This is a genomic window from Methylomicrobium album BG8, from assembly GCF_000214275.2.
Lineage (GTDB): Bacteria > Pseudomonadota > Gammaproteobacteria > Methylococcales > Methylomonadaceae > Methylomicrobium > Methylomicrobium agile.
In genome coordinates this window covers 3549599-3562414 of sequence record NZ_CM001475.1, presented here as the reverse complement: position 1 = coordinate 3562414, position 12816 = coordinate 3549599, and the positions used below count along the sequence as shown (strand labels likewise).

At 56.1% G+C, this 12816-nt stretch carries 10 protein-coding genes; 9 read left to right on the top strand and 1 reads right to left on the bottom strand.

All coding sequences use genetic code 11. The annotated features are described in order from the left end of the window. Positions 1-12 precede the first annotated feature (12 nt). The 4 genes from METAL_RS15365 (at position 13) to METAL_RS15350 (ending at position 3710) form a co-directional block, all read left to right on the top strand. Positions 13-225, top strand: a complete 213-nt coding sequence (locus METAL_RS15365; protein ID WP_005373732.1) for a hypothetical protein — start codon at positions 13-15, stop codon at positions 223-225. Between the two features lie 56 nt (positions 226-281). Continuing rightward, complete coding sequence (locus METAL_RS15360; RefSeq protein WP_040578366.1) at positions 282-461, top strand: hypothetical protein; 180 nt, start codon at positions 282-284, stop codon at positions 459-461. A gap of 628 nt (positions 462-1089) precedes the next feature. Further along, a complete protein-coding gene (locus METAL_RS15355; protein ID WP_005373730.1) occupies positions 1090-1425 on the top strand; it encodes a hypothetical protein in 336 nt (111 codons plus the stop codon). Continuing rightward, entirely contained in the window at positions 1425-3710 is a 2286-nt protein-coding gene (locus METAL_RS15350; protein ID WP_005373728.1) for an EAL domain-containing protein, read from the top strand. Before METAL_RS15355 ends, METAL_RS15350 begins: the two co-directional genes overlap by 1 nt. A 505-nt stretch (positions 3711-4215) precedes the next feature. Here the strand turns inward: METAL_RS15350 and METAL_RS15345 are convergent. Continuing rightward, positions 4216-4632 carry a glycine zipper family protein gene (locus tag METAL_RS15345; protein ID WP_005373726.1) on the bottom strand — a complete coding sequence of 139 codons (417 nt, stop codon included), beginning with the start codon at positions 4630-4632 and terminating at the stop codon, positions 4216-4218. 533 nt (positions 4633-5165) lie between these two features. Between METAL_RS15345 and METAL_RS15340 the strand changes: the two genes are divergently transcribed. From METAL_RS15340 to METAL_RS15320, 5 genes are all read left to right on the top strand, one after another. Further along, on the top strand, positions 5166-6644 hold the full coding sequence (locus METAL_RS15340; RefSeq protein ID WP_005373723.1) for a NarK family nitrate/nitrite MFS transporter: 1479 nt from the start codon (positions 5166-5168) through the stop codon (positions 6642-6644). 111 nt (positions 6645-6755) lie between these two features. After that, positions 6756-8492, top strand: coding sequence for a bifunctional protein-serine/threonine kinase/phosphatase (locus tag METAL_RS15335; protein WP_005373721.1), 1737 nt, complete (start codon positions 6756-6758; stop codon positions 8490-8492). 358 nt (positions 8493-8850) lie between these two features. After that, the gene (gene nirB / locus METAL_RS15330) at positions 8851-11418 is read left to right on the top strand and encodes a nitrite reductase large subunit NirB (protein WP_005373719.1); all 2568 of its coding nucleotides are present in this window, start codon (positions 8851-8853) and stop codon (positions 11416-11418) included. Then, on the top strand, positions 11415-11747 hold the full coding sequence (gene nirD, locus METAL_RS15325) for a nitrite reductase small subunit NirD (RefSeq protein WP_005373717.1): 333 nt from the start codon (positions 11415-11417) through the stop codon (positions 11745-11747). The genes nirB and nirD overlap by 4 nt, the downstream gene beginning before the upstream one ends. Positions 11748-11750: 3 nt before the next feature. Next, a complete protein-coding gene (locus METAL_RS15320) occupies positions 11751-12662 on the top strand; it encodes a PhzF family phenazine biosynthesis protein (protein ID WP_005373715.1) in 912 nt (303 codons plus the stop codon). The last annotated feature ends 154 nt before the right edge of the window (positions 12663-12816 follow it).

Sequence of the window (12816 nt, the reverse complement as noted above, 5' to 3'; positions counted from 1 at the left end):
GGGTAGAAAAAAATGAGCGAACAAATCGACTATCAAATACTGTTGCAGGAGGTTGTCAAGACTGCGGTAGAAGCCGCTCGGCGCGCGAAGCATAAAGGCGATCAAGGGGCGTTGTATGCCTATTACGACATCATCGATGTAGTTAAAACCCAGGCCGAAGTGATGGACGTGCCATTATCCGAGGTTGGTCTGGATGGCGTGGACGTCGACACGTTTTTACCATAACCCGGTGGCGGATTCGCCGATAGGCAATCCGCCATGACTTTGAAGGGCCGTAGGATGTGCCGAACAAAGTGAAGCGCATCGCATCGTTCGAGATTGTTCACGAGAGATGCCTTCTGGCGTTGGCACAGGGGCGATCGCGAACGATGCGCTTCCCGATGGTCAGCACATCCTACGAGCTGTCGACCGGCAGTGATCTGTTTGAATTGCTCAAACGCATCGAACGGAAAAAACCTTAGGTATTGGTCAACCCTGGAGCGAACGAAAGAAAGAAAGGTGGAATTGCAGAATTTTTAATTCTTTATGGGAAATGTATCAAGACTATTATTCCGGATTCGCTCCGGTTCAAGGTGTGTTCGATCGGAACTATTTGATTATTAATATTTTTGTTGTTCTGGTTAGAAGGGCTGCACGCTGAATGGATATTTGATGTATTTATTTTATATCCAATCGCTATCGCTTTAATTATCTTTGAGGAATGGGACCATAGATATACTTAAGACGATAAATAGTGAAGAATATTTTAATAAGTATTAAATTTAATTGATATTCAAAGAGTCGTAAAGCAAAGTCGCATTATTAATCAAAATTAAAATAAAGGAAATTTGACGACATTCCGTATATGTCGCTTAATTTCTCGGCTTCGACCAAGCCATTAAAAACAGGCGCATTGCGCATAAATCAGAGTTGACAATACCCATATAAAAAATGAGAGAATAGAGCGGTCAGCCGAAAAGCTTTTTAAATGCCAGAACATAAGGCCCAATTTAGACGAAGATGTTATAGAAGGCTTTTACGGCTTCAATCACAATCAATCCCTGGAATTGAAAATTAAAATTTTGATTCTTTTTTTGCTGGATATGTCGCATGGCAACTAACGATAGAAGAGTACGCATTTCGGTCCACGTCGGTGAATACGCCATTCCTCCTTTAAAAGATATGCTGGTTTTAGGCAGAAACTCGCCGATCGGTTGCATCGCCATGCGGAGAGCCATCGAATTACTGGTCAAGACGCCTTTCGAACATATCGAGCTGGATGACGAGGTGATTTCGGATATTCTGGTGCGCCAACCGATATTGCGCCGTTTATCCAGGGAAGAACTCATTGATTTTGTGGTGGCCCGGATGAAGCCCATGATGGGACCGGATGAAGTGTTGCATGCGGTTGTTGACGTCAACGTCTTTTTGTCGTCCGATCATTAATGAAACCGTTAACTGTCGGCGATTGTTTGAGCCCTTGCGTGGTTCGCGTACTGGAAGAAGAGCGCCCCGGGCACAAACGAATGACAGGCCAACCTTTATTTGCCGTTTTTAGGGAATGCATCGACGAGGGAGATTTTTGCGGTTTGGCTACCGGGCAGGATGTTTTGCAACATCCCGAATGGATTTTTGCCGACCTGGTCGGACACAAAGTTCTATTGGCGATCCCGCCGAACAAGGATGTGCTCTACGCGCTTGAATTCATGGAACGGCATGAGGTAGATGCGCTGGCGGTTCTTGAACTGCAGCGATTTATCGGGGCTGTGACCAGGCAAAGTATTCAAGAAATGCTTTTGCGGAGAGAGCAGGAGTTGTTGTCCGAATCTCGGCAATTGAAGGAAATGCTGGAGATCGAGCACCGGCAAACGCTTTGCTGGGCGGAGAAATTGGCCGAGCTCCATGAGGCTTCGCGCCGTTTGTTGAGCGTGCTGGCCCATTCATCGGTCGAGAGCGGTTTGTTGCAGACGGGTATCGAAGCGCTCGCCTCTCTTCTGGAATGCCGCTATGGCGCCATTGGGATTTTGGATGAGTCCGGGCAGCTCAGGCATTTCATTTATACGGGCATCAGTGCCGAGCAGGCGCGGGCTATCGGCCGGTTGCCGGAAGGAAAAGGGCTGCTCGGCATCGTGATACGGGAAAACATCTCGGTGCGTTTGGAGGATATGGCTCTCGATCCGCGCCGCATCGGCTTTCCGGCGCACCATCCCCCGATGAAATCGTTATTGGCGGTGCCCATTGCGCAGCGGGGGCACGTGTATGGCCGGCTCTACCTGAGCGACAGGACTGACGGCCGCGCCTTCAGCGAGAGAGACGAAGAAATCGCTTTCAGTTTCGCTCATTCGCTATCGTTGGTTCTGGATAATGCGCGTGAAATGGAAGAACTCAAGCGGACGCAGCAGCGGCTCGATTATATTGCGCATTACGATATCCTGACCGATCTTCCCAATCGGGTGTTGTTCATGGACAGAATAAAACAGGCCATTTTGCATGCACACCGCAATAACGGCAGTGTCGCCGTCTTATTCCTGGATCTGGACAATTTCAAGATGGTCAACGATACCCAGGGCCATACGTTCGAGGATAGCTTGCTGAAAAAGGTGGCGCAGCGGATCAAGTCTTGTTTGCGCGAGGATGATACCGCGGCTCGCCTGGGAGGCGACGAATTCATCGTGATGCTGCCCAACATTTCCGATGTCCTGGATGCGGCCAAGGTTGCGGACAAAATTCTGGAAGGGTTCGCGGAGCCTTTAATGATCGATCAACATAAAATTTTTGTCGGCGTCAGTATCGGAATCAGCATCTATCCGGTCAATTCCCAGGATACGGAAGGGCTTTTGGCCGATGCCGATACGGCCATGTATCACGCAAAGAAACTGGGGAAAAACAATTACCAGTACTTTACTCCGGCCATGAACAGTTCGGCCCGGAATTATATGAAGCTGGAAAAGCATTTGCGCCGGGCTCTGGAACAGAGTGAGTTCGTGCTTTATTACCAGCCTCAGATTGCCATTGATACGGGCAGGATTATTGGAATGGAAGCCTTGATTCGCTGGATGAATCCGGAATTGGGGCTGATTCCGCCCGATGATTTTATCCCGGTCGCCGAGGAAACCGGTTTAATCGTGCCGATAAGCGCCTGGGTCTTGAAAGCGGCCTGCACTCAGGCCCGCAGTTGGCAGCAACAGGGCTGGCCTGTGCGGGTGGCCGTCAATTTGTCGAGCCGTCAATTCCATCAGGTTCAGCATCAGCGGCACCCTCAGCATCCGTTGTTGGAAGCCATTCAGGAGGCATTGGAAGAAACCGGTTTGCCGCCCGGTCTGCTGGAGTTGGAAATCACCGAGGGAACACTCATGCATCAGTTGGAGACGGCCATGCAACTGCTTAACGTCTTAAAAAGGAAAGGCATACGATTATCGCTCGACGATTTCGGCACCGGCTATTCATCGCTCAGCTATCTCAAACAATTTCCTCTCGATACGCTCAAAATCGACAAATCGTTTATTAACGACATTTCTACGGATCCCAACGACAGAGCGATTGTGGCCGCAATTACCGTCATGGCGCAGCAGTTGAAGCTCGAAGTCGTGGCGGAAGGGGTGGAAACGGAAGCGCAGCTCGAATTCTTGCGTGAGTTACGCTGTCATTCCGTCCAGGGCTATTATTTCAGTAAGCCTTTGCCGGCCGATCAAGTCCCGTTTTTTTTACAGGGCAAGCTTGCGCCATCGTAAGCCTTTTGACGTTTATCTCATTCAAATGAGTGCGTCTCTGTCTCGATAGAACCTGGAAAAGAACTAATTTTTACAGGCTCAACTTATGTTCCACCGGAACGATCGGTCAGGAAATACGCTGCCGATCCCGTTTTTCATCGGCCATGAGGCAGGCTAACGAACGACTAGAGCATTTTCGCTTTGGGTATATGGCCTTCGTAAGGAGAACACGTCATTCCGGCAGGGATTGCCGGCATCCGGAAACCCAGGCGGGTTGACTCTCATACCTCCCTGTCATCTGGATCTCGGCAATCCCCTGAGCGGAACGGGGTTGATAACCCCGTTCCCCATGCTTGAAGACCTACCGCCAGCATAAAATCCTCTGTATCTTACGGGTTGCCTGTAGGGTACGCTGTGCGTACCTTTCGACATCGAGGGTACGCACAGCGTACCCTACGGGGCTGGACTTAACGGCAGGGCACCCTTCAGAAGGTGAGGACTTCCCTACACGCGGTATGAAAATGTTCTAATCCCAGCCTACAGGTTGATATCCGCGCTCTTGAAGACACCGGTCCACGAAATTTTCGAAGGCCGGACTGCGCTGAGGCTTGCTGAATAGCCAGTACAGCAGCCCGGCCGTGGCGCCGCTGGCCGCGCCAATCGCCGAGCCGGAGCCTGCCGCCCCCACGACTGCGCCTCCCACGGCGCCGGAGGCCGCGCCGACTGCCGCGCCTCCCGCCGTCCGGGCCGCGCCTTGTCCCACGCTGCTGCCGGCTGAATCGGCGCCGGCAGACTTTGCAAGCCGCATGCAATTTTCGATATCGCGGTCGGCGGTTTCCCGCCCGACTTTGCTGAAATGATCGTTGGGATACAGAACCGGTTTTGTCGACGCGCAGCTTGCGGTCAGCAATGCGATCACCAACGCCGGTAAAATCTTGAACATGCAAATCTCCCGTATCGGCAATGCAGGGCAGGCGGGGGTTGTGCCGAATGCGCCGGATGGGGTGACTTCCGGGCGGCTTTGACATTCGCGCACAATCGTCCTTGCCCTCTTTTCCCATGGGACCGGGTTGCACCGAGTTCGGTTCAGCCGGGACAGCGGGCTCAATCCGGTTACTGCGGCAGGTTTATTGTTCGCTTTCCTCTGCCGGGCCGGAGACGGCTTGCATAGGAAGTCGGGCAAGGATGCTCCGCCCATGCTCTCTTCCGGCGATAAACCGGTGCGCGGTGCACAATCTTTATCCCAATCTCTCCGGCGCAGGCCGCGAATGTCCGTTGCCGTTCAAAAAACGCACCATTCCAGGGCCTGGAGCATTGCTTTGGTGCTTTCTGTTTTGCGGGACTTTCATCTTGGTGCAAAGATCAATCAGTTGATCCAATATAAATCAATTGCTTAGGCGTAAAACCGATTCGGGCGGATTGGCATGCATCCTGCTTGTGCAGGAGCACTTCTTCGATTTCTGCAGAGCATTCATCATGTCGAATCCAACCTTTAATCTATTGTCCTTTTCGGGAAAAATGAAGATTCTTCATATGACCTGGCTGGCGTTTTTCATCAGCTTCGTGGTCTGGTTCAGCCATGCGCCGCTGATGCTGGCGATCGGCAAGACGCTGAATCTGACCGACTCCCAGATCAAGACGATCCTGATCCTGAACGTTGCCTTGACGATTCCGGCGCGTATCGCGATCGGGATCCTGGTCGACAAGTTCGGGCCCAAGCGGACTTATTCGCTCTTGTTGGGGCTGGGCAGCATTCCGTGCTTTATGTTCGCGTTCGCGGAGAGCTTTGAGCAGCTGGCGCTGGCCCGTTTTCTGCTGGGTTTCATCGGTGCGGGCTTCGTGATCGGGATCCGGATGGTCGGCGAATGGTTTCCGGCTCGGCAGATCGGCATTGCCGAGGGCGTGTACGGCGGCTGGGGCAACTTCGGTTCGGCGGCGGCCTCGGGGGCGCTGCCGCTGATCGCGCTGCTGTTCGGCGGCGACGAAGGCTGGCGCTACGCGGTTGCCAGCACCGGCATAATCGCGCTGGTGTATGCCTTCATTTATTATTTCAGCGTCTCCGACACGCCGCAAGGCTCCACTTACTTCAAGCCGAAAAAATCCGGCGCGATGGAAGTGACCGGCGTCGGCGATCTGATTTTTTATATCGGAATGACGATTCCGCTGTACGCGACTTTGTCGCTGTTGACCTGGAAGCTGTCGCCGGCCGGCGTGAACATGCTGCCCGGAAACATCGCCTATACCATTCACGCGTTTATCTGGGTTTTGTTCCTGTACAACGTCCACAAGATTATCCAGGTGAACAAGGACCATGTATTCCAGCCGGTCGAAGAAATTCACCGGTACAAATTCAAGCAGGTCACGATCCTGAACCTGTCCTATCTGATCACGTTCGGTTCCGAACTGGCGGTCGTGTCGATGCTGCCGCTGTTCTTCTTCAATACTTTTCACGAAACGCAGGGGGTCACGATGGTGCAGGCGGGCCTGCTGGGCGGCAGCTTCGCGTTCATGAACATGGTCGCGCGCCCGGGCGGCGGCTGGTTCAGCGACCGTTTCGGCCGTAAACTGTCGTTGACGATCGTGACCGCGGGCGTATTGATCGGTTTCTTGTGCATGTCGCAGATCAATTCGAGCTGGCCGGTGTCGTGGGCGGTGGGCGTGACGCTGGCCTGCTCCTTCTTTGTGCAGGCGGGCTGCGGCGCGGTGTATGCGATGGTGCCGCTGATCAAGCGGCGGATGACCGGCCAGATCGCCGGGATGGTCGGCGCCTACGGCAATGTTGGAGGGGTCGTATTTCTGACCGTGCTGTCGTTCGTGACGCCGGCCGAGTTTTTCCTGGCGATCGGCGCGGTGGCGTTCTTCGTGCTGATCGCGGTCCAGTTCATCGACGAGCCGAAGGGACACATGGCCGAGGTGCTGGAAGACGGCACGATCGAGATGATCGAGGTTAATTGATAATCCTTATCGAGTGTAAGGCGGAACGCGATAGCGGTTCCGCCGTATGCCGATAGCCAATGATGATTGCCAATTGGCGGATCGCCTGTCGGCATCCGCCCTAAAAATCCTATGTCGACAAATAAACTCACCGTCAGCGTTGCCTATGCCAGCGATCGGGGCATCAAGGAGGAGAATCAGGATTTTGTCGGTTCGCTGGCTCCCGAAGATCATCAGTTGACCTATAAAGGTATCGCGGCGGCGATTGCGGACGGGATGAGCGGCTGCGATGCGGGCAGGGAAGCGAGCCATTGCTGCGTCGCGGCGTTTCTGGACGATTACTACAGCACGCCCGATTCCTGGTCGGTCAAATACGCCGGACAAAAGATTCTTTCGGCCATCAATTCCTGGCTGCACAGCCAGGGCCAGCGGCGTTTCGACGCGACGCACGGGATGGTCAGCACGCTCAGCGCGATCGTGTTGAAGTCGAACACCGCGCATATTTTTCATGTCGGCGATTCGCGGATCTACCGGCTGCGGGACGGAAATCTGGAACAATTGACCCGCGATCACCGGGTCCGGGCCGGCAGCGAACGCAACTACCTGAATCGGGCGATGGGGATCGAGCCGCGCCTGGAAGTCGATTATCAGGCGCTGCCGCTCATGCGCGGCGATCTGTTTCTGATGACGACCGACGGCGTGCACGATTTTATCGACGAGAAGTCCTTAAAAGAATTGCTGACGGAGGGCGGCGATTTGACCGCCGTCGCGAACCGCATCATCAGAAAGGCGGCGGACAACCGGAGCGACGACAACCTGACCTGCCAGTTGCTCCGGATCGAAGGCTTGCCGCTGCTCAGGGAAGACGAGATTTTGCGCGACCGCCGCCAGCGGCCGTTTCCGCCGCCTTTGAAGCCGGGCATGATTCTGGACGGCTACCGGATCGAGGAGGAAATGCACGCCAGCAAGCGCACGCAGATTTACCGCGCCTTCGATACCGAAACCGGCGTCCGGATGATCCTGAAAACGCCTTCCGTACTGTATGAGGACGACACCCATTACATCGAACATTTCCTGCACGAGGAATGGGCCGGCAAGCGCATCCACAGCGAGCACGTGGTCAAAACGCTCGGCTCCGAGCGCGATAAAAGCTGTCTGTATTATGTAACCGAATTCCTCGAAGGGCCGACCTTGGCCGAATGGATGCGGGCAAACCCGCAGCCCGAGATCAGGGAGGTCAGGAAAATCGTCGAACAGATCGCGCAGGGCCTGCGGGCGTTTCACCGGATGGAAATGCTGCATCAGGACCTGAAGCCGGAAAACATCATGTTCGACCGGCACGGCGCGGTCAAGATCATCGACTTCGGTTCGGTCAAGATCGCCGGCATCGCCGAAATCACGCCGCTCGATCACGGCAGCGCCGAAAACCCGCTCGGCACGCTGAACTATACCGCGCCCGAATATCACCTGGGCCGGCGCGGCACGATCAAGTCCGATCTGTTTTCGCTCGGTGTGATCGCCTACGAAATGATCAACGGCGCGCTGCCGTTCGGCCGGTCGATGCCGGAAAAACCGAATAAGGCGAATCTGGATAAGCTCCGCTACGTGCCGAGCATCCAATGTAATCCGATGGTGCCGCTCTGGATCGACGGCGCGCTGAAAAAAGCGACGGCGATACGGCACGAATTCCGCTACGACGATCTTTCCGAATTTCTTTACGACCTTTCCACCCCGAACCCGAATTTTCTGGCCGCCGAGGAAGCCCTGCCGTTGATGCAGCGAAATCCTCTGCTGGCCTGGAAGATCCTGGCTATCGCCCTGCTCGTCACCAACCTGGCGACCCTGTATTCCCTGCTGACGGCGCACTGACATGAGTAGGGTGGATAAGCGAAGCGCATCCACCGGCACAATATGGGTGGATGCGCTTCGCTTATCCACCCTACGTTCATATCGGTTTTTTCAATGCTGAATTTTTCCGGGCGGGCCTGCCTTTTAGCGTTCAGGTGATTGCGGCTTTCGCACTAAACACGATGGGTGTGCACTATAACGGTGTACCAAGCGGGAGATCGCCGAATCGATGCACTGTTATCGTGCAATTTTGCGTAGGAATTCTTTAGCAAGATGATAGGTTTAATAAAATGCACATAAAAAACAGAGATATGTAAAAAATGGCGCGTATTTTGCTATTTCTTGTTTGTTGAGCATTAACCTGTTGATTGAGGGTGCCATGAGTACAAAACAAACCATCGTCGTAATCGGCAACGGTATGGTAGGGCAGAATTTTCTGGCCGGCCTGGTTTCCGGCGGCAAGCATGCCGATTATGACATCGTGACTTTTTGTGAAGAACCGAGAGCGGCTTACGACCGGGTGCACCTCTCTTCGTTCTTCAGCGGCAAGACGGCCGAAGACTTGTCCCTGGTCGAAGAAGGCTTCTTCGAACGGAGCGGCATTACCCTGCACCTTGGCGATAAGGCCGCACACATCGACCGCGCCGCCAAAACGGTCACTTCCGCGAAAGGCGTCGTCATTGCCTACGATAAGCTGGTCCTGGCGACTGGCTCCTATCCGTTCGTGCCGCCGGTGTCGGGGCATGAGCGTCCTCATTGTTTCGTTTACCGCACGATCGAGGACCTGGAAGCGATCACCGCTTCCGCGCAGGACGGCAAGGTCGGGGTAGTGATCGGCGGCGGCCTGTTAGGGCTTGAGGCGGCCAAGGCGCTGACCGACCTGGGCCTCGAAACGCATGTGGTCGAATTCGCGCCGCGGCTGATGGCGGTGCAGCTGGACGAGGCGGGCGGCGCGATGCTGCGGCAAAAGATCGAGGCGCTCGGCGTGGCCGTGCACACCGGCAAGAACACCAGCGTGATCAAGGAGGGAGACCACTGCCGGCATAAGATGTGTTTTGCGGACGGCACCGAGCTCGAAACCGACCTGATCCTGTTTTCGGCCGGCATCCGCCCGCGCGACGAACTGGCGCGCGCCTCGGGGCTGGAGATGGGGCCGCGCGGCGGCATCGTGATCGACAATCAGTGCAAGACCTCCGATTCCGACATTTACGCGATCGGCGAATGCGCGCTCTGGAACGGGATGATCTACGGCCTGGTCGCGCCCGGCTATGCGATGGCAAGGACAGTCGTCGCCGACCTGACCGCCGGCGAAGGCAGCTTTACCGGCGCCGACATGAGCACTAAACTGAAGCTGATGGGCGTCGACGTGGCCAGCATCGGCGACGCGCATGCGAAGACGCCGGGCGCGATGGTTTATACCTATCAAAACGGCGCCGCCGAAGTTTATAAACGCCTGGTCGTCAGCCGGGACAAGAAAAAATTGCTCGGCGCGGTGCTGGTCGGCGATGCGTCCGGCTACGGCACCCTGCTGCAATATTGCCTGAACGGGATCGATCTGCCCGAAAATCCGGACGCGCTGATTCTGCCGAGCCGCTCCGACGAATCGGTCGGCCTGGGGCCGGACGCATTGCCGATGTCCGCGACGATCTGCTCCTGCTACAACGTGACCAAAGGCGACATCTGCAAAGTGATCGACGACGGCTGCACCACGATCGCCGGCCTGAAAGCCGAAACGAAAGCTTCGACCGGCTGCGGCGGCTGCGCGGCGCTGCTGAAGTCGGTGTTGAATTCCGAACTTTCGAAACACGGCTACGAAGTCAATACCGACCTCTGCGAGCACTTTCCCTATACCCGCCAGGATCTATACAACCTGGTCATGGTCAAGCAGATCCGGACTTTCGACGAACTGCTCGAAAAATACGGCAAGGGCCGGGGCTGCGACATCTGCAAGCCGGCGGCCGGGTCGATCCTGGCCTCTTACTGGAACGACTACATCCTGAAAAACGAGCATGTCGGCCTCCAGGACACCAACGATACTTTCCTCGCGAACATGCAAAAGGACGGCACCTATTCGGTCGTGCCGCGCATCACCGGCGGCGAGGTCAAGCCGGACATGTTGATCGCGCTCGGCGAAGTCGCGAAAAAATACCAGCTCTACACCAAGATCACCGGCGGCCAGCGCGTCGATTTGTTCGGCGCGCGCGTCGATCAATTGCCGCCGATCTGGAAGGACCTGATCGACGCCGGTTTCGAATCCGGCCATGCCTACGGCAAGTCGCTGCGCACGGTCAAATCCTGTGTCGGCAGTACTTGGTGCCGTTACGGGATCGACGACAGCGTCGGCCTCGCGATCGAGCTCGAAAACCGCTACAAGGGTCTGCGTTCGCCGCACAAACTGAAGTTCGCGGTGTCCGGCTGCACCCGTGAATGCGCCGAAGCGCAAGGCAAGGACGTCGGCGTGATCGCGACCGAAACCGGCTGGAATCTGTACGTTTGCGGCAACGGCGGCATGAAGCCGCGCCATGCCGACCTGTTCGCGACCGGGCTGGACAAGGAAACCCTAATCCAACTGATCGACCGCTTCCTGATTTTTTACGTGCGCACCGCCGACCGCCTGCAGCGGACCTCGGTGTGGATGGAAAACATGGAGGGCGGCCTCGACTATCTGAAGTCGGTGATCATCGACGACCGGCTCGGCATTTGCGAACAGCTCGAACAGCAGATGAAGCACGTGATCGACACTTACCAATGCGAATGGAAAACCACGATCAACGACGAAACGCGCCTGAAACGCTTCCGCCATTTCATCAACAGCGATGCGCAGGACGACAATGTGCTGTTCGTGGAAGAGCGCGGCCAGTTCCGGCCGGCGCTCGCGGACGAACGCAGGCATTTCAAATTGAGGGTTGAAACCGAGACAGAAACCGTAACGGGAGAGGTGGAATGACCGATTGGATCGATATATGCGGCGCGGACGATCTGCAGCCCGACTCGGGCATCTGCGCAAGGGTAGAAGGACGGCAGGTGGCGATTTTTTACCTGCCGAAAGAAAAGACGCTGTTTGCTGTCGGCAACTACGATCCGATCGGCCGGGCGAATGTGCTGTCGCGCGGAATGATCGGCGATCTCGGCGGCCAGCCGGTGGTCGCCTCGCCCTTGTATAAACAGCATTTCAACCTGGAGACCGGTGTCTGCGTGGAAGACGCGGCGGTATCGGTGCCCGTTTATCCGGTCCGGATCGAAAACGGCAGGGTCGAAGTCGGCGTCGGAGGCTAAGGCATGAATTATCAATATTATATTACCGACGTCTTTACCCGCGAGGTTTTCAACGGCGCGCAAATTGCGGTGTTCCCGCACGCGGACGGGCTCGACGACCGGACGATGCAGAAAATCGCGAACGAGCTGAATCTGTGGGAAACCGCATTCGTGTTCCATCCCGGCGGCGACCTGCGCCGATTGAGGATGTTTTCGCCGAAGGCCGAGGTCGACTTCGCCGGCCATCCGATCATTGCGGCCGCCTACGTGCTGGGCCTGTGCGGCGACATCAGGCTGGACGCGCCGGTCACGCCGGTCGTGTTCGAACAGAATGCGGGGCCGGTCGAGGTGAACATTACAGCCGAAAACGGTAAGCCGGCGTTCGTGCAGTTTACGAACAAGGTCTCTTCGATTGTCGACCGCTTTGCGCCGAACGACGAGGAACTGGCGTCCGTGCTGTCGATTCCGCAGGCCGATCTCGACCACATCAAATATTCGGCGCGATTGGTCGCCTGCGGGATGCCGTACCTGATCGTGCCGGTCTGGAAGTACGAAACGGTGCGCAAGGCGCGCTTCGATTACGCGGCCTGGAGCCGGTCCGCGGCGCCCCAGACCGCGGCGCAGGAAATCCTGCTGTTCGCGCCGAAAACGCCGTATTCCGATTCGGATTTCAACCTGCGCCTGCTCGGGCCGCATATCGGCCACGACGACGACCCGCCGGTCGGCGCGGCGGTGCCGGCCTTCGCCTCCTATCTGTGCTCGTTCGAACATACGCGCAAGGGCACCCACACTTTCGCGGTGGACCGCGGCGACGCGGGCTCGCGCCGCAGCCTACTGAACATCGAAATGGATCACAAGGGCAAGGCGCAATTGACCCTCCGGGTCGGCGGCAGCGCGGTAATTTTTGCCCAAGGCTCCATATTCCTGCCGGATTGAATATGATGTAGGGCGGAACGCGCCAGCGGTTCCGCCGGAGGATGGTCTGATTGGTACCCTCCCTCCCCTCGATCACTATACGATACGGTTATGCACGATGGGTTTCGCTTCGCTCTATCCATCCTACACAGGATTGATTGTGTTTGAAGTGCGC